18 protein-coding genes are annotated in these 17,720 nt (G+C 60.7%); 10 read left to right on the top strand and 8 right to left on the bottom strand.

What is annotated here, in order from left to right:
- Positions 1-29: 29 nt before the first annotated feature.
- Positions 30-941: an NAD(P)-dependent oxidoreductase gene (locus tag ACWPM9_RS14570; RefSeq protein WP_428185325.1), complete on the bottom strand. Its 912-nt coding sequence runs from the start codon at positions 939-941 to the stop codon at positions 30-32.
- 362 nt (positions 942-1,303) lie between these two features.
- Between ACWPM9_RS14570 and ACWPM9_RS14565 the strand changes: the two genes are divergently transcribed.
- Entirely contained in the window at positions 1,304-2,968 is a 1,665-nt protein-coding gene (locus ACWPM9_RS14565) for an electron transfer flavoprotein-ubiquinone oxidoreductase (protein WP_484755580.1), read from the top strand.
- A 215-nt stretch (positions 2,969-3,183) separates the two neighbouring features.
- Positions 3,184-4,287, top strand: a complete 1,104-nt coding sequence (locus ACWPM9_RS14560) for a branched-chain amino acid aminotransferase (protein ID WP_484755579.1) — start codon at positions 3,184-3,186, stop codon at positions 4,285-4,287.
- A gap of 60 nt (positions 4,288-4,347) precedes the next feature.
- On the opposite strand, the gene ACWPM9_RS14555 is transcribed toward ACWPM9_RS14560, so the two are convergent.
- Positions 4,348-5,115 (bottom strand): AraC family transcriptional regulator, encoded by a 768-nt coding sequence (locus ACWPM9_RS14555; RefSeq protein ID WP_484755578.1) that lies wholly within the window; start codon positions 5,113-5,115, stop codon positions 4,348-4,350.
- 88 nt (positions 5,116-5,203) lie between these two features.
- Here ACWPM9_RS14555 and ACWPM9_RS14550 point away from each other — a divergent pair, with 88 nt between their 5' ends.
- Complete coding sequence (locus ACWPM9_RS14550; protein WP_484755577.1) at positions 5,204-6,145, top strand: DMT family transporter; 942 nt, start codon at positions 5,204-5,206, stop codon at positions 6,143-6,145.
- A gap of 88 nt (positions 6,146-6,233) precedes the next feature.
- Complete coding sequence (locus ACWPM9_RS14545) at positions 6,234-6,845, top strand: L,D-transpeptidase (RefSeq protein WP_484755576.1); 612 nt, start codon at positions 6,234-6,236, stop codon at positions 6,843-6,845.
- A 73-nt stretch (positions 6,846-6,918) separates the two neighbouring features.
- On the opposite strand, the gene ACWPM9_RS14540 is transcribed toward ACWPM9_RS14545, so the two are convergent.
- Entirely contained in the window at positions 6,919-7,839 is a 921-nt protein-coding gene (locus tag ACWPM9_RS14540; protein ID WP_484755575.1) for a DMT family transporter, read from the bottom strand.
- A 126-nt stretch (positions 7,840-7,965) separates the two neighbouring features.
- On the opposite strand from ACWPM9_RS14540, the gene ACWPM9_RS14535 reads away from it, so the two are divergent.
- Positions 7,966-8,442 carry an Lrp/AsnC family transcriptional regulator gene (locus ACWPM9_RS14535; protein WP_484755574.1) on the top strand — a complete coding sequence of 159 codons (477 nt, stop codon included), beginning with the start codon at positions 7,966-7,968 and terminating at the stop codon, positions 8,440-8,442.
- Positions 8,443-8,463: 21 nt separating this feature from the next.
- Here the strand turns inward: ACWPM9_RS14535 and ACWPM9_RS14530 are convergent, their stop codons facing one another.
- Both ACWPM9_RS14530 and ACWPM9_RS14525 read right to left on the bottom strand, forming a co-directional pair.
- A complete protein-coding gene (locus tag ACWPM9_RS14530; protein WP_484755573.1) occupies positions 8,464-9,480 on the bottom strand; it encodes a zinc-binding alcohol dehydrogenase family protein in 1,017 nt (338 codons plus the stop codon).
- Between the two features lie 88 nt (positions 9,481-9,568).
- Complete coding sequence (locus ACWPM9_RS14525) at positions 9,569-10,798, bottom strand: MFS transporter (protein ID WP_428185316.1); 1,230 nt, start codon at positions 10,796-10,798, stop codon at positions 9,569-9,571.
- Between the two features lie 218 nt (positions 10,799-11,016).
- Here ACWPM9_RS14525 and ACWPM9_RS14520 point away from each other — a divergent pair, with 218 nt between their 5' ends.
- Positions 11,017-11,934 (top strand): diacylglycerol/lipid kinase family protein, encoded by a 918-nt coding sequence (locus ACWPM9_RS14520; protein WP_484755572.1) that lies wholly within the window; start codon positions 11,017-11,019, stop codon positions 11,932-11,934.
- Between the two features lie 33 nt (positions 11,935-11,967).
- Here the strand turns inward: ACWPM9_RS14520 and ACWPM9_RS14515 are convergent, their stop codons facing one another.
- From ACWPM9_RS14515 to ACWPM9_RS14505, 3 genes are read right to left on the bottom strand one after another with little or no spacing between them, the layout of a single operon-like run.
- Entirely contained in the window at positions 11,968-12,171 is a 204-nt protein-coding gene (locus ACWPM9_RS14515) for a hypothetical protein (protein ID WP_484755571.1), read from the bottom strand.
- A gap of 10 nt (positions 12,172-12,181) precedes the next feature.
- On the bottom strand, positions 12,182-12,622 hold the full coding sequence (locus ACWPM9_RS14510) for an RbsD/FucU family protein (protein ID WP_428185313.1): 441 nt from the start codon (positions 12,620-12,622) through the stop codon (positions 12,182-12,184).
- Complete coding sequence (locus ACWPM9_RS14505) at positions 12,606-13,853, bottom strand: ROK family transcriptional regulator (protein ID WP_428185312.1); 1,248 nt, start codon at positions 13,851-13,853, stop codon at positions 12,606-12,608. Before ACWPM9_RS14505 ends, ACWPM9_RS14510 begins: the two co-directional genes overlap by 17 nt.
- Before the next feature lie 236 nt (positions 13,854-14,089).
- On the opposite strand from ACWPM9_RS14505, the gene ACWPM9_RS14500 reads away from it, so the two are divergent.
- From ACWPM9_RS14500 to ACWPM9_RS14485, 4 genes are all read left to right on the top strand, one after another.
- Positions 14,090-15,115 carry a sugar ABC transporter substrate-binding protein gene (locus ACWPM9_RS14500; RefSeq protein WP_428185311.1) on the top strand — a complete coding sequence of 342 codons (1,026 nt, stop codon included), beginning with the start codon at positions 14,090-14,092 and terminating at the stop codon, positions 15,113-15,115.
- A 122-nt stretch (positions 15,116-15,237) separates the two neighbouring features.
- Entirely contained in the window at positions 15,238-16,311 is a 1,074-nt protein-coding gene (locus tag ACWPM9_RS14495; protein WP_428185310.1) for an ABC transporter permease, read from the top strand.
- Complete coding sequence (locus tag ACWPM9_RS14490; RefSeq protein WP_428185309.1) at positions 16,308-17,087, top strand: ATP-binding cassette domain-containing protein; 780 nt, start codon at positions 16,308-16,310, stop codon at positions 17,085-17,087. The genes ACWPM9_RS14495 and ACWPM9_RS14490 overlap by 4 nt, the downstream gene beginning before the upstream one ends.
- A complete protein-coding gene (locus ACWPM9_RS14485; RefSeq protein WP_484755570.1) occupies positions 17,084-17,707 on the top strand; it encodes a nucleoside triphosphate hydrolase in 624 nt (207 codons plus the stop codon). The genes ACWPM9_RS14490 and ACWPM9_RS14485 overlap by 4 nt, the downstream gene beginning before the upstream one ends.
- Positions 17,708-17,720 lie beyond the last annotated feature (13 nt).

Below are 17,720 nucleotides of genomic sequence, written 5' to 3'. Positions count from 1 at the left end.
GCCCCGGGAAAAGCGCCAAGCGTCAAATCTCACAGTTCTGCGGGAAAACCGGGTGCCCTCAGGTCCGTGCCGACCGCATCTTCCAGCAGCTTGACCACCTGCGACGACCAGGCATCGCCGCCATAGGCCGCACGGGCGCGGATGAAGGTCTGCTCTGTCTGCGAGGCCAGGTCGAGCGGCACGCCGAAATCGCGCGCAAACCCCATGGCGAAACCCAAATCCTTGCAGGCGAGATCCATGGTGAAATTGATGTTGTAGCTGCCGTTGAGGATCACCTGGCCTTCGGTCTCGTGCACGAAACTGTTGCCGGACGAGGCCTTGATGATGTTGAAGGCATCGGTGAGGTCGATGCCACCCTTCTTGGCCAGCATCAGCGCCTCGCCGCAGGCCACCAGATGGATGAAGGCCAGCATATTGGTAATCACCTTGATGATGGCGGCCTTGCCCAGTGGCCCGGCGCGGAAGATCTGGTTGCCCATGGCCTGAAAGGCGGGCAGGTGCAGTTCGTACAGATCCTGGTCGCCACCGGTGATGACCGAGATCTCGCCGGAGGCCGCCAGATGCACGCCACCGGTGACCGGCGCTTCCATGACCCGGATGCCCTGCGCGGCGGCCATGGCGCCAAGGCGGATGATTTCCTGCTCGTCCAGTGTGCTCATCTCGATCCAGCATCCGCCCGGCTTCAAGCCTGCCAGAATGCCACGCTCGCCGGTCAGGACCCGCTCGCTGACGGAGGGCGAGGGCAGGCAGGTGATGACAGCCTCCACCTGCTCGGCCACCGCCTGCGCATCCCCGGCCCAGATCGCACCGGCGGCGATCAGATCGGCGGCGTTTTCCTTGTTGAGATCCGTGACGACAAGCCCGAAGCCTTCGCGCAGCAGGCTGCCCGCCAAAAAGCGCCCGAGATGCCCAAGGCCGATGAACCCATATGTCTTGACCATGCCGCTGCGCTCCATTCCTGCGTTGAATTATGGCAAAGATTGCGCGACGGCCGGTGGTCGGACAAACGAAGATAACGCGGGCTGAGACCCCGTTTGATTTGTGAGTGGGCTGCAACTGGCCCGTTTCCCCTCCTGTCGGTCACAGAAGCTCTTGCCAATTTGTCAGGTTGTATGACAACTAGAGCTGAACCTGTCGCCGGATCGCAATTGACGTTCACGTAAGCGTAATTTATTCTTGGCGACAATACATACGGGCCCCCGTATCTGGCCAGTCGGTGTCGCATCGCGGCTCGACAATCCGCGTGGCATTTGCCAATGAGGGAGCCAACAAGATGGGGATCCGACCGAGCGGAGGATAAAGAATGACCGAACAGATGGAACTGCCCGAGCGCGAAAGCATGGAATTCGATGTGGTGATCGTGGGGGCTGGTCCTGCCGGTCTGTCTGCCGCCATTCGTCTCAAACAGATCAATCCCGATATGACCGTGGTCGTGTTGGAAAAGGGCGCTGAAGTCGGCGCGCATATCCTGTCGGGCGCAGTGGTCGATCCGATCGGCATCGACAAGCTTCTGCCGGGCTGGCGCGAGGAGGAGGGGCATCCCTTCAAGACGCAGGTCACCGAGGACCATTTCCTTCTGCTGGGCCCCGCCGGTTCCATCCGCCTGCCCAATGCCCTGATGCCGCCGCTGATGAACAATCACGGCAACTACATCGTCTCGCTCGGCAATGTCTGTCGCTGGCTTGCGACCAAGGCGGAGGAGATCGGCGTCGAGATCTATCCGGGTTTTGCCGCGACCGAAGTGCTTTACAATGCCGATGGCGCCGTCACCGGTGTCGCCACCGGCGACATGGGTGTCGAGCGTGACGGCACGCCGGGGCCAAACTTTACACGCGGCATGGAACTGCACGGCAAATATGTGCTGATCGGCGAAGGCGTGCGCGGGTCGCTGGCCAAGGAGCTGATCGCCAAATTCGACCTCTCCAAGGATCGCGAACCGCAGAAGTTCGGCATCGGCCTCAAAGAACTCTGGGAAGTAAAGCCCGAGCATCACAAGCCGGGCCTCGTCCAGCATTCCTTCGGCTGGCCGCTTGGCATGAAAACCGGTGGTGGCTCCTTCCTCTATCACCTGGAAGACAATCTGGTTGCCGTCGGCTTCGTCGTGCATCTGAACTACAAGAACCCCTATCTCTTCCCCTTCGAAGAATTCCAGCGCTTCAAGACCCATCCGGCCATCAAGGGCACCTTCGCAGGCGCAAAGCGCATCTCTTATGGCGCGCGCGCCATTACCGAGGGCGGCTATCAGTCGGTGCCGAAGCTGACCTTCCCGGGCGGTGCGCTGCTTGGCTGTTCGGCAGGCTTCGTCAACGTGCCGCGCATCAAGGGCAGCCACAATGCCGTGCTGTCCGGCATGCTGGCCGCAGACAAGATCGCCGCCGCTCTGGCCGCTGGTCGCGGCAATGACGAGGTCATCGAGATCGAAAACGAATGGCGCTCGAGCGAGATCGGCAAGGATCTGAAGCGCGTGCGCAACGTCAAGCCGTTGTGGTCGAAGTTCGGAACGGCCATTGGCGTCGCCTTGGGCGGTCTCGACATGTGGACCAACCAGCTTTTCGGCCTGTCGTTGTTCGGCACGCTCAGCCATGGCAAAACCGACGCGGCCTCCCTGGAGCCGGCCGCGAAACACAAACCGATCGCTTACCCAAAGCCGGACGGTGTCTTGACCTTCGACCGTCTGTCCTCGGTCTTTCTCTCCAACACCAACCACGAGGAAAACGAGCCGGTCCATCTCCAGGTGAAGGACATGGCCCTGCAGAAATCGTCCGAGCACGACGTCTATGCCGGCCCCTCGACCCGTTACTGTCCGGCCGGCGTCTATGAATGGGTGGAGAAGGATGGCGAGGAGACCTATGTCATCAACGCCCAGAACTGCGTCCACTGCAAGACCTGCGACATCAAGGACCCCAACCAGAACATCAACTGGGTGCCGCCCCAGGGCGGCGAAGGACCTGTTTATCCGAACATGTGATGATGAGAGGGCGGCTCCGGGCCGCCCTTTTCATGTGGTGCAGGCGGAAATGCCCAAGTGCAGGCCTGACATTCGCGCGGTTGCATTAGGGTCTGATTTGCTGCTCAGAGTACCAATCCCCGTGCAAAAAGACTTGCGGAATGTGCGCGTGAGGAATATTCGCCTTGAAAAGGCAATAGGTCAGCAAGCCTGACCAAACGATAAGCAAGGTCATCATGCGCACCGAACAAGACACGCTTTCCTTCGATATCACGCCCAATGCCAATCCGATGCCCGAGGCCGACCGGCTGGAAGCCTTCAAGACGCTCGGTTTTGGCACGCTGTTTTCCGACCATATGGCGGTGATCCGCTGGAGCGCCGACCGCGGCTGGCATTCGGCCGAAGTGACCGCGCGCGCGCCGTTTCCGATGGACCCGGCCTCTGCCGTGCTGCACTACGCGCAGGAAATCTTCGAGGGCATGAAGTCGTATCGCACAGCCGATGGCCGCGCCGTGCTGTTTCGTCCGGAAGAGAACGCCAAGCGCTTCAACGACTCGGCTCGCCGCATGGGCATGCCGGAGCTTCCGGAAGAACTCTTCCTCGAGGCGGTCGACAAGCTGGTCGAGATCGATGCCAAGTGGATCCCCGAAGGCGAGGGCAGCCTGTATCTGCGGCCTTTCATGTTCGCCAACGAGTCCTTTCTCGGTGTGCGCCCGGCCCGCGAATATATTTTCTGCGTCATCGCCTCGTCGGTTGGTCCCTACTTCAAGGGCGGTGCCAAGCCGGTCACCATCTGGGCATCCAAGACCTTCACGCGCGCGGCCCACGGCGGCACGGGTGCTGCCAAATGCGGCGGCAACTATGCAGCGAGCCTGATTGCGCAAGCCGAAGCGGCCCAGCACGGCTGCGACCAGGTTGTCTTTCTCGATGCCGCCGAAAAGAAGTGGGTCGAGGAACTCGGCGGCATGAATGTGTTCTTCGTCATGGAAGACGGCTCGCTGGTGACGCCGCCGCTCACCGGCACAATCCTGCCCGGCATTACCCGAAATTCGCTGATCAAGCTGGCAAGAGACGAGGGCAGGACGGTGCATGAACGCCTCTATTCCTTCGAGGAATGGCAGGCCGATGCCGCAAGCGGCAAGCTCAGGGAAGCCTTCGCCTGCGGAACCGCCGCCGTCGTCGCCGCCATCGGCAAGGTCAAGTTCACCGAGGGCGAGTTCGAGATCGCCGATGGCCAGACCGGTCCGGTGACCACGAAGCTGCGCGAACAGCTGGTCAGCATCCAGCGCGGCCGCTCCAATGACCGCTATGGCTGGCTGAAGGTGCTCGACGGCGTCTGATCGGGCTCTTCCTCATCTGTGCACAGCAAAAGGCCCGTTCCAAGGACGGGCTTTTTTCGTTTAGCCCTGTCGCAGCTGCGTTGGGCTCATGCCGGTCATGCGGCGAAACATGGCGATGAAGGCAGAAGGGGTGGAGTAGCCGAGCCGCTTTGCCGCATCCTGTACGGAAAACCCGTCTTCCAGAAGGGCGAGCGATGCCACCAGCCGCAGCCGTTGGCGCCAGTCGTTGAACGGCATGCCCAATTGCTCCAGGCAATGGCGCGCCAGAGTACGCTCCGTGGTGCCGGCAAAGCGGGCCCATTCGGATGCCGAGCGCCGGTCGCCGGGATTGTCCTGCAACGATTGAAGGATGGGCGCGATCAACGGATCGTCGCTCAAGGGCAGGTAATGGGCAAAGCGTGGTGCCGCGCGGATCTGATCGACAATCACCATGGCCAGTCTCCGATCGGCGGCGCTCTTTGGATGCCGGACGCTGCGGCGGTCGAAATCGGCCAGGATGGCTTTCATCAAAGGGCTGAGCGCAAGCGTCGACGGCTCGGCGGGCAGGTCGATACACAGGTCCGCTGCCACATAGACGGTGACGTAACGGATTTCCCGGGCATTATGCGCCTCGTGTTCAAATCCCGGCGGAACCCAGATCGCATAATGCGGTGGCGACAGATAGCGCTCGCCCTCGATGACGATCTCGGCCACACCCTCCAGCGCATAGTTGAACTCGCCCCAGACCTGCCGTCGTGGAGGAAAGACCATGCCGGCGCGGTAACGTTCGGTGCGAAAGAAAAGCGGGTCCGGCGTTTCGCCGTCGACCTCTCCGTAAGCTGTTGCCATGGCCGGTCCTCGCAGTCTTCTGTCTGAAAATGACTATATGCCGATTATGAGACATTTGCTAGGAAACACCCGTCTCAGGAGAAGTGGAATGGCAAGCGAAATGGCGACGACACCCAAAGGCGACGACGACGGTCGCTCCGCCGCCATGATGGCAGCCTTCGCCGGTCTCGTGACGATCCTGATCTGGTCCGGCAACACCATTGTCACCAAGGCGTCGGCGGATGTCATTGCCCCCGCATCCATCGCCTTTTATCGCTGGCTGATCGCCTTTATTGTGCTGACGCCATTTGTGGCGAAAGCCGTCTGGCGCGATCGAAGGCTTGCCTTTGGCCACTGGCACCGTCTGTTTCTTCTGGCAATGCTTGGAATGGTCACCTATCAGAGCCTTGCCTATGAGGCGGCAAAGACCACCACTGCCGTCAATATGGGCGTGCTGGTGGCGCTGATGCCGCTGATCGCCGCCTTTGCTGCCGCGGCAATCGCAGGCGAGCGACTGACCCCGGCGCGATTGCTCGGTGCTGCCGTCTCGCTGTTCGGCGTCGCCTATCTGATCTCCCATGGCGACCCCGCCGTTATCTTGCGGGACGGCTTTCGCATCGGCGATGCCCTGATGATCGTCGCCGTGGCCGCCAATGCCTTTTATGGCGTCTTCCTGCGGCGCTGGCCGATGCCATTCTCGCTGTGGCAGCAATTGTGGTGGCAGATCGGCTTTTCGACGCTGGTTCTGCTGCCGCTCTGGTTGCTGAGCGACATCAGCGCATTGAATGCGCAAAACCTGCCGCTTGTCCTTTATGCCGCACTGCCGACCTCGCTCATTGCGCCTTATTGCTGGATATTCGCCGTGCGCGGTCTGGGCGCTGCCAGAACCACGCTGTTTCTCAATCTGCTGCCGCCCATCGTGGCGGGGCTCGCGGCACTGCTTCTCGGCGAGCAGCTTCAGCTCTTTCACCTCATTGGCGGAGGTCTGGCAATTGCCGGCGTTCTGATCGGCATGCGCCGCGCTCCGGTCAGGGTCGAACCGTTAAGATAACGGCAAAAACCTGCCACATCTTCACCACCTGTTAACCATGATTTCCCTAATATTAGCGCTGAAACACAGCATGATTTGGGGACAGAATATGACGATTTCGCGCCGGGGCTTTCTGATCGGCCTTCCATTGTTTGCGGCAGGCTGCCAGACAAACTCCGACTTCGAGAACTATGGTCCGGTAACCGATGCCGGCTATACGCTGAAGCGCATTCCGCTGGACAAGTTCAAGCCTGACCTGCGTCGCCGCGAAGTGGCCTATGAAACCAATATGCCGGCAGGTTCGGTTGTCGTCGATACGCCCAACAAGCGGCTCTACTATGTCATGGGTGGCGGCAAGGCGATGCGCTACGGCGTAGGCGTCGGTCGCAACGGTTACGCCCTGGCCGGCATGGCCTATGTCGGTCGCAAGGCTGAATGGCCGTCATGGACCCCGTCGCCCAACATGCTGCGCACCAATCCCAAGCACAACATGCAATTTGCCGGCGGCGTGCCCGGTGGACCGAACAACCCGCTGGGTGCCCGTGCCATGTATCTCTATCGCGGTGGCAAGGACACGATGTTCCGTCTCCACGGCACCAACCAGCCCTGGTCGATCGGCGAAGCGATGTCGTCGGGCTGCGTGCGCATGATGAACCAGGATGTCATGGACCTTTATGAGCGCGTCAAGGTCGGCGCTCAGGTGAAGATCCTTCAGGCATAATCGACGTTTGCCACTGAGTTTGGAAAACGGTCGGGTTCACCCGGCCGTTTTGCCTTGCGATGCCGTGTGTCAATCAGGCAGCCGCCCTCACGCGCCGCGAGACGATGCCGGTCGACAAGAGCACACCGATACCCGTCAGGCTTGCTGCCGCAACGGTTGCCCAGCCCACCGGTTCAGATAGCAATATGGCCCCGCCGATCGCCGCAGCGATCGGTGTGACGGCGGTAAAGGCCGCCGCCTGCGTGCCGCCCAATGCGCGGATCGCAGTGCCGTAGAAGATCGTTGCCAGAAGTCCCGACAACACGCCTTGCGTCACCACCTGTAACCCGGTTTCCGCAATCGGTGCGTTGAACAGTTGCGTCCCGCCGAAAAAGGGTAGGAGCGCAAGGTTGATCACCGTCGACCAGAAGCAGATCAGCGCACCGCCCTCGAAGGCGGAGAGGCCGGAATGGCGAAAGGCATGGGTATAGATGGCCCAGAGCGTCGCTCCGATCGGCAGGATGACATAGGAATGCCAGGTCAGCCCGGCATCCCCCAGATTGCCGGCCAGCAGCAGGAGGCCGCCTCCCAGAATGGCAAGCATGCCCCATTGCCGCATGCGGTCCGGACGCTCGCCCAGGAAGACCACACCGATCAGTGCAGTCATCAGGGGCATCGCACCGGGCAGGAGGACGCCGGCGGCGGAGGCCGGTGTGGAATGCATGCCAAGTCCCACCACCTGGAAGAAGGGCGCACCGGAACCGACCACCATCAGAATGACGGGCCATGTCTTCACGCCCTTCGGCCAGATGCCGACCCGCATCAGGGCAGGCGCAAGAACGATCAGCGGAACTCCATAGCGCAACAGGCTCAGATCAATGGGGCGAAGCACAGTGCCAACGCTATGACGCGTCGAGATCAGCCAGGACGCCCAGATTAGAACGACGGACAGCGCCGAAAATGCGCCCACAAGCGGGGACACGGTGGAGGAAGATGACGATGTGGTGGCAGCCATTGGTCGCTCCGCAGAAGGATGACGGCACGATAGCTGCAACGCATGTGGCATGTCCTTGCTCAATATGCTGCCAGACGATATGAAATTGGCACGAATTGCCAATAATAAACCTCAGGATTTGCGATTATGCCAAAACTGGACGAATTCGATCTCGCAATCCTGGCTGCGCTTCAAGACAATGCCCGCGCCACCAATGTGGAAATTGCCGACAAGGTAAACCTGTCGCCATCGCCCTGCCTGCGGCGCATCCGGTTGCTGGAGGAGGCGGGCATCGTGAAGGGCTATCGTGCCGATCTCGACCGGCAGGCCGTCGGCCTGGAACTGACGGTTTTCGTGCACTTCAAGGTGATCCGCCACAACAGGGAAAATGCCGATGAGTTCCAGCAGGCCCTGGTGGAGATTCCCGAAGTCGTGTCCTGTTACATGATTTCGGGCGATCTGGACTTCCTGGCCGAGGTCGTTGTGGAAAACCTGGCGGCCTATGAACGCCTGCTCACGGAAAAGCTCTTGGTGCTGCCGCAGGTCACCGATATCCGCTCGAATTTTGCCATCCGCAACGTCAAGACCGGCGGCAAGCTGAAGCTGCCGCCGATGAAGAGCTAAAGGCGTCAAGGGGACAGGGGCTTAGAACCCTTCGAGCACAACCTTGCCGCGGGTCTTGCCGGTCTCCAAAGCCGTATGCGCCTTCTTGAGGTTTTCGGCATTGATCGCGCCGAAGTTCTCGCCAAGTGTCGTGCGGATCTTGCCGGTGTCGACCAGATCGGCAACCTCGTTGAGCAGCCTGTGCTGCTCGATCATGTCGGCGGTCTGAAACAGCGGACGCGCAAACATGAACTCCCAGTGCACGGACACCGCCTTGCGCTTGAAGCGCATGATGTCGAATCCGCCCTTGGGATCGTCGATAATGGCGAGCCGGCCCTGCGGTGCGATGATGGCAGCCAGCGCATCGGCATGCATGTCGCTCTGGGTGAGCGAATAGACGAATGCCGGCGCATCGATGCCAAGTGCAGCATATTCGTCGGCCAGCGGCTTGGAATGGTCGATCACGTGGTCGGCGCCGAGTGATTTGGCCCATTCGGCGGTCTCTGGGCGCGATGCCGTGGCGATCACGGTCAGATCGGTCAGTTGTTTGGCCAGCTGGATGGTGATCGAACCCACCCCGCCGGCGCCGCCGGTGATCAGGATCGCGTGGTTGGCGCCGGGTACCTTGTCTTGAACCTTCAACCGGTCGAACAGCGCCTCATAGGCCGTGATGGCCGTCAGCGGCAGGGCGGCAGCTTCGGCAAAGCTCAGACTCTTCGGCTTCTTGCCGACGATGCGTTCGTCCACAAGATGCAATTCGCTGTTGGTGCCGGCCCGTGCGATCGAACCGGCATAATAGACGTCGTCGCCGGGCTTGAAGAGCGTTACATCGGCACCGACGGCCTTCACCACGCCGGCGGCGTCATAGCCAATCACCTTGTATTCGCCATCGGTGGGGTCCGCAGAGGCGCGAACCTTGGTATCGACAGGGTTGACCGAAACCGCCTTCACCTCGATCAGGAGGTCATGGCCGCTGGCAACCGGATCAGGCAATTCGATGTCGAGGAGGGAGGCTTCGGCGGTAATGGGCCCTGCCTTTTTGTAACCGACTGCGCGCATGGGGTCTCCTTGGCGTGTTGTTTGAATTCTTTTTCACGCGCCTCATGTGGAGATTGCAACCGGCCGAGGCAAGAAGTGTGTCGAGCAATCAGCCCTTGGCACTCCGCCGTTCCACAAGGATCGAGATCAGGAAGATGACCAGGCCGACGGCGGAAAAGCCTGCGCCGACAAAGCCTGTCGAGCCATAACCATAGCCCCAGGAGATCACCAGACCGCCGATCCAGGCGCCAAGCGCATTGGCAATATTGAAGGCGGAATGGTTGGAGGCCGCAGCCAGCGTCTGCGCATCTGCTGCGACATCCATCAAACGGGTCTGTACGGCAGGGCAGGCGGCAAAGCCGCAGCCGGTCAAGAACACGCAGATGAACAGCATGACGGGATTATGCGCCGTCAGCGAGAAGACCGTCATCATCACCACATTGAAGGCCAGCATGCCGCCGATCGTGCCCTTCAGCGAATAATCCGCCATCCGCGATCCAAGCACATTGCCGACATTCATGCCGATTCCGAACATCGCCAGGACAATGGCAACGGTCGTCGCCGGAAGGCCGGCAGTGTCGGTGGTAGTTTTGGCGATATAGCTGAAAATCGAAAACATGCCGCCAAAACCGGTGGCGGCCACAGCAAGCGTCAGCCACACTTGCAACCTGCCGAATGCGCCAAGCTCGCGCCGGATCGATGCGCCTTCGGCAACCTCGTCCTTTGGCAGGTAGAGGAAGATCAGCACCACCGTGAGCGCGCCGATGCCTCCCACCAGCATGAAGGCCGAGCGCCAGCTCAGGATCTGCCCGAGGAAGGTGGCAACCGGTGTGCCGATCAGCGTGGCGATGGTGAGGCCCAGCATCACCCGTCCGACGGCACGGGCTCGCCGATGCGGCGGCACCATGGAGGCCGCAACCAGTGCCGCGACACCGAAATAGGCGCCATGCGGAAGCCCGGTGATGAATCGCAGCGCCGTAAAGGTCACAAAGTCAGGTGCAATTGCCGAAAGAATGTTCCCGGCTGCAAACAGGCCCATCAACATCAACAGCAGCGTCTTGCGGCTGAGGCGCGCTGCCAGCACGGCAATGATGGGCGCGCCGATGACCACACCCAGCGCATAGGCTGTAATCACGTGACCCGCCTGCGGAACGCTCACCTGATAGCTCTCGGCGACATTCGGCAAAAGGCCCATGATCGCGAATTCGCCCGTGCCGATGCCAAATCCACCGGCCGCCAGCGCGACCTCGATCAGGATGGCCATCAGCGGCGAGATGGATGGGCGCTCGAAACGGTTATCCGCAGCACTGGCATTGGAGTAGGCGGGGCAATCTGTCATGGTGGGTCCTGAAGGCGCGACGCGCAGGGGTGCAAAAGGCAACGCGCAGCAAATACGTCTTGGACTTATCATGTTGTTGCAGTGCGGCAAAGGTCGTCAAGGAGCGTTATTCACGCCCGATTGCGGGATTTTTCGCACCCGCCGGGAAACCAACTGCGTAACCGATGCGTTGAGTTGCATTGGGTTCGTCAATTTTTTCAACGAGGGTCGCATCATCCATGAAGATTAAAGCCGTTTTCAATCGCGATGGCGGCACGTTCAAGACGACCGACATGGATGACTATTGCGCCAGGGCGACCGAGGCCTTTGCCCGTGCCGGGCATGACATCGAATGCCGCGTGGTGGCCGGTGCCGATATCTTCGATGCACTGGAAAAAGCAGCCCAGGAACCCGGTATTGAGGCCATTCTCGCGGGCGGTGGCGACGGAACGATCTCCGCTGCCGCCGGTATCGCGTGGAAAGCGGGTCTGCCGCTCGGCGTTATCCCCGCCGGCACCATGAACCTGTTTGCGCGCGCGCTCGGACTTCCCCTCGATATCTGGGCCGTTCTCGATGTGTTGGCCAAGGCCAAGATCCGCGCTGTGGATATCGCAACCGTAGGCGACCGCCCCTTTGTCCATCAGTTCTCGGCCGGTCTCCATGCGCGCATGGTCAGGCTGCGCGACAAGATGGAATTTGCCTCGCGACTGGGAAAAATGCGGGCCAGCGTTCAGGCGGCTTTGAGCGTCATTGGACGTCCGCCACGGTTTGAGGTGGCGCTCGATATCGACCATGACGGTCAAAAGGAAAGGTCTCGCGTTTCGGCGGTTTCGGTATCCAACAACAGCTTTGGCAATAATCCGCTGATGTTTGCCGAAAATCCGGCAGGTGGGCATCTTGGTGTTTATCTTGCCGACGCACTCAAACCATCCGGCGCCCTGAAACTTGCCATCGACATCATCCGCGGCCGGCTGAAGGAAAACGAGGCCGTGCATGCGAAAACCGCAAACAGCGTCACCCTCGAATTCTCCCGGTCCAGACATACGCTCGCCGTGGTCGACGGTGAATTGCTGCACCTGCCGCCGAAGCTGGAGATCAGCATTCATCCCGGCGAGCTGAAGGTTCTGGCGCCCGAGCCGCAGGATCCGGTCGACTGATCGATCGAGGCCCCGTGCATTCACCGGACAGGTCTATTCCAGCTCGATCTCGACACGGCGGTTTTGAGGCCGGCCGTCGATGTCATTGGAGCCATCGGCAATCGTGACAGATTTTGCTTCACGCGCTGCCGAGAAGTCGGCGATCTTGAACGCATCGTCGGACGGAAATGAAGCGGCGACAGGGCTGGCCCATTCGACGCGTGCCGAACCGAGGGCCGGCCCCGCAATGCCTCGCAATCGGCAGATTTCAGTGGGCCGTTGCCGGGTAGATCACACCCTTGCGGATGATCATATTGGCGTAAAGCCGCGGCTCGCCGGTCTGCACGACGGTGTGCGCGCGTTTCACCCGGTCGTAGAAGGCAGGCCCCACCAGCGGCACCACCTCAATTTGCGGCACGTGAAGCCGACAGCAGCCGAGAAGTTCGTCATGCACGGGGTCCAGACGCTCTGCATCCGCCCCGACGGTCGAGCGAAAGAGTGCTTCTTCGACAAAATCATCGACCGGCAGCACCGACAGGATCGCGTTGATCACCGGGACGATGGCAAGGCCATCCAGCCGGATCAGGCGTCGCCCATGCTCCAGCGCGGGATAGTTGCCGTCAACGACGGCGATTTCATCGCCATGTCCCATGGCCCGCAAGGTGGCGAGCAGGTCTGGACTGAGGATGGGGTCAATTCCCTTCAGCATTATCGATTTCCTTGAACAGTACGGTCTGGTCTGTGAGATAGCGGGCGAAGATGGGCAGGCTGGCCCCGCCAATGGCACGCGCCTGCGCGCCGACGGCACCCTCGACAATTTCGGGATAGACAATGCCCTGGACATTGAGCTTGTCGATCTCCTCGTGAGTTGCCTTGACAAGCCGCTCGCGCACCCATGCGGGAAAGCCGCCATCGATGACGGCTGCGGAAAAGTCGATGATGGAACAGGCAGCGACGATTGCCTGGGCAAGGGCGGCTGCACTGTCGCGGATCCAGTTTTCAAGCGGTTCGCCAAAATCGATCCACTGATCGGCGCTGTACCAGAGCGGCTGCGAATCGATGCCGCGTTCGCGCAGCATGCGCTCCAGCATGAAAATCGAGGCGATCTGCAACAACTGCACGGTCTCGCCATTCTTGTTGCGCACGGGCAAGGGGCCTGTCGCGCCAGCGGTTCCGGTCCGTCCGACAAACAAAGCAGAGTTCAACACCACGCCACCGCCGATAAACGAGCCGATGTAGAAATAGACGAAATCGGGATAGCGCGGTCCGACCCCGAAAACGAGCTCGGCCCCGCAGGCGCTGGTCGCATCGTTCTGCAGGAATACCGGATAGTCCACCCGTTGGGCGATCTGGGCCTGCAGGTCAAAGCCGCGCCACTGATCCATCACGCTTTGCGGCGCACCCACTTCGCCTGCCCAGTTCCACAATTCGAACGGCGCGGATATGCCGATGCCGGCAATATTGCCCCGTTGTGCCCGCGACAGGCTTGCCTCGATCTCGGCGATGCCTTCGGTGACAAATTCCAGAATTTCCCCGGGCGAGGGGTAGCCATAGGTGCGATGGCGATTGAGCCGGATCTCGCCGACGAAGTCCATCAGCACCAGATCCGCGCTGCGTCGTCCGATCTTCACCCCATAGGAATAGACCGCATCCGGATTGAGATGCATGGGAACCGAAGGCTGGCCGACCTTGCCGCGCACCGGTTCGCCGCGCATCAGCAGATGATCTTTTTCCAGCGCCCGCATGATAACCGACACGGTTTGTGCGGAAAGCCCCGTTCGCCTGGCGATTTCCGCCTTCGAGACACCGGGATGCAATCGCACGACAGACAGCACGAGACGTTCGTTATAGGCGCGCACACGCACCTGATTGGCGCCGCCGGCCATGCTGGCATAGCTCGCAGTTTCGTCCTGTTTCGGCTGGTTGTCGGTCAAAGTCATCGCCGTTCCTCCTCCGGCCCGATTAAAGCAGCCTCCTTACGCCACCCTGTTCACACCATGTCACATTGGATTAATAAATCAAATGGATTTATTTATTGACAGAAGGAAAACCTAATGTTCTAAATGGCGCCGTGGAGTAGGGCGGACGCAAACGTTTCGTCCTCTGGATTTGAGGAAATCCGGGAATTTTTGGCTATGCTGGCACGCAGGAGGCCGGTATCAATCGGGAGGAAGTCATGAAGAAATCATTTGTCGCCGCATCCTTGGCAGCTCTGGCAATGGGCGTCGTTTTCGCCGCTCCGGCAAGCGCTGCCGACGTCACGGCCTGCCTCATCACCAAGACAGATACAAACCCCTTCTTCGTCAAGATGAAGGAAGGCGCTGAAGCCAAGGCAAAGGAACTGGGCGTTGACCTGAAAACCTTCGCCGGCAAGATCGACGGCGACCACGAGACACAGGTTCAGGCCATCGAAACCTGCATCGCCGATGGCGCCAAGGGTATCCTGATCACCGCATCCGATACTTCGTCCATCGTCTCTTCGGTCAAGCAGGCCCGCGATGCCGGCATGGTCGTGATCGCGCTCGACACGCCGCTCAATCCGATCGATGCCGCAAACGCAACCTTTGCCACCGACAATTTCAAGGCCGGTGAACTGATCGGCCAATGGGCCAAGGCCAAGCTCGGTGCAGACGCCGACAACGCCAAGATTGCCATGCTCGACCTTGCCGTCAGCCAGCCAACCGTCGGCGTGCTGCGCGACCAGGGCTTCCTGCAGGGCTTTGGCATCGATCTCGGCGACCCCAACAAGTGGGGCGATGAAACCGATCCGCGTGTTGTCGGTCATGACGTGACGGCCGGTAACGAAGAAGGGGGTCGCAAGGCCATGGAAAACCTTCTCGCCAAGGATCCGATGATCAATGTGGTCTACACCATCAATGAACCGGCCGCAGCCGGCGCCTATGAAGCCCTGAAGTCGATCGGCCGTGAAGGCGACGTCACCATCGTCTCCGTCGATGGTGGTTGCCCGGGCGTCAAGAATGTCGAGGAAGGTGTCATCGGCGCGACCTCGCAGCAATATCCGCTGCTGATGGCCTCCAAGGGCATCGAAGCAATTGCAGCCTTTGCCAAGGACGGCACCATGCCGGCTCTGACCGAAGGCAAGGATTTCTTCGATACCGGCGTGTCCCTGGTCACGGACCAGGCCGTCGATGGCGTTGAATCCATCTCGGTCGAAGAAGGCAAGAAGCTCTGCTGGGGCTAAGCGGCACACATTCTTCCATGACGGGGGGGCCGCAATGCGGCTCCCTCAACTAAGAGGCGCTCCAGGCGTCCATTCTGTGTCTGACAAGCACATTGGTATCCGCTAGCCGGAAGGGGAGGAGCATGACCAATACCGTTTCCAAGGGACAGGACTACGAGTCCTCGCTCGCCACAAGTCCCTCAACCGTCGCGGAGTTCCAGCACGGTCGCCAGGGCTTCATCGAAATCCTGCAGCACAGGCTGCATCAGGCACCCTCGCTGGTTCCGTTCATTGTTCTGGTGATGTCGATCGTCGTCTTCGGCCTTCTTCTGGGCTCGAAGTTCTTTTCGCCCTTCGCACTCACCCTGATCCTGCAACAGGTGCAGATCGTCGGCATTGTGGCGGCCGCACAAAGCGTGGTCATCCTGACGGCCGGTATCGATCTCTCGGTTGGTGCCATCATGGTGCTGAGTTCGGTCGTTATGGGCCAGTTCGCCTTCCGCTACGGCTTCCCGCCGGGCATCGCCGTCTTCTGCGGTCTGCTATGCGGTGCGGCCTGCGGCTTCATCAACGGTTTCCTCGTCGCCCGCATCAAGCTTCCCCCCTTCATCGTGACGCTTGGCATGTGGCAGATCGTGCTCGCCACCAACTTCCTCTATTCCGCCAATGAGACCATCCGCGCCCAGGACATCGAGACGCAGGCGCCATTCCTGCAGTTCTTCGGCAACAAGTTTTCGGTCGGTGGCGCCGTCTTTACCTATGGCGTTCTCTTCATGGTGCTGTTGATGCTGTTGCTGGCCTATGTGCTGCGCCACACCGCCTGGGGTCGCCATGTCTATGCCGTGGGCGACGATCCCGAAGCCGCAGAACTGTCGGGCGTCAACGTCAAGGCCGTCCTGATTTCCGTCTACACGCTGTCGGGCATCATCTGTGCCTTTGCCGGCTGGGCGCTGATCGGCCGCATCGGTTCGGTGTCTCCGACCTCCGGCCAGCTCTCCAACATCGAATCCATCACGGCCGTGGTGATCGGCGGCATCTCGCTCTTTGGCGGACGCGGCTCCATTCTCGGCACACTGTTCGGAGCGCTGATCGTCGGCGTCTTTACCCTCGGTCTTCGCCTGCTCGGCGCAGACGCCCAGTGGACCTATCTCCTGATCGGTGTCCTCATCATCGCCGCCGTTGCGGTTGACCAGTGGATCAGAAAGGTATCGGCATGAGCGAGCCCCTCTTGAAAGCACGCAACCTCGTCAAGCGCTACGGCAAGGTCGTTGCCCTCGACAACTGCGACTTCGACCTCTATCCCGGCGAAATCCTCGCCGTGATCGGCGATAACGGCGCCGGCAAATCGACCCTCATCAAGGCGATCTCCGGCGCGGTCATTCCGGATTCCGGCGAAATCCTGATGAACGGAAAGCCGCTGGACTTCGCCTCGCCCAATGATGCGCGCGAAGCCGGGATCGAGACCGTTTACCAGACACTCGCCATGTCGCCGGCGCTCTCGATTGCCGACAACATGTTCATGGGCCGCGAAATCCGCAAGCCGGGTTTCATGGGCAAGGTGCTTCGCCAGCTCGACCGTCCGGCCATGGAAAAATTTGCCAGAGAGAAGCTGACTGAACTGGGATTGATGACCATCCAGAATATCAACCAGGCAGTGGAAACGCTCTCGGGTGGCCAAAGGCAAGGTGTTGCCGTTGCCCGCGCTGCGGCCTTCGGCTCCAAGGTGATCATTCTCGACGAGCCGACGGCCGCGCTCGGCGTCAAGGAATCCCGCCGCGTTCTGGAACTGATCCAGGATGTGAAATCGCGCGGCATTCCGATCATCCTGATCTCCCACAACATGCCGCATGTGTTCGAGGTCGCAGACCGCGTCCATGTCCACCGGCTGGGCAAGCGCCTATGCGTCATCGATCCGAAGGATTATACCATGTCGGATGCGGTCGCCTTCATGACAGGCGCCAAGGAGCCGCCGGGAATGGAAATCGCTGCGTGACTGTTACGGTTGAACACATTGCTGATGACATACAGCGCCGGGCAGGGGATGCCCGGCGTTTCATTGTGGCCATTGCCGGTCCGCCGGGTGCCGGCAAGTCGACGCTTGCCGAACGGCTGAACGCTGCCTTGCAGGCCAGGGGCGAAGGCTGCGCCATCCTGCCCATGGATGGCTTCCATATGGATAACGGCATTTTGGAGGAGCGCGGCCTTTTGAAACGCAAGGGCGCGCCGGAAACCTTCGATGCGCGCGGTTTCACCGATATCGTCAAGGCTGTGCGGGCCGGGGGCGAGGTGCTGGTGCCGGTGTTCGACCGCGACCGGGAACTTGCCATCTGCGCGGCCCGCGCCATTGTGCCGGAAGACCGGATCATTCTGGTCGAGGGAAACTATATCCTCCTCGACCGCGCGCCCTGGAACGCTCTGGCACCCCTGTTCGATTTCTCCATCCTCGTCGCCCCGTCCATCGACGAACTCACCCGCCGCCTGACCGAACGCTGGACCGGCTACAAGCTCGATGAGGCCGGTATCGAGTGGAAGCTCTACGGCAACGACCTGCCGAACGGCAAGCTGGTGATCGAGGAAAGCCTGAAGCCGGATCTGAGGATCGAGGGTTTTTGAGGCGCATGCGTGC

Source organism: Agrobacterium sp. H141 (genome assembly GCF_057158725.1).
This window is presented reverse-complemented; position numbering and strand designations above follow the sequence as displayed.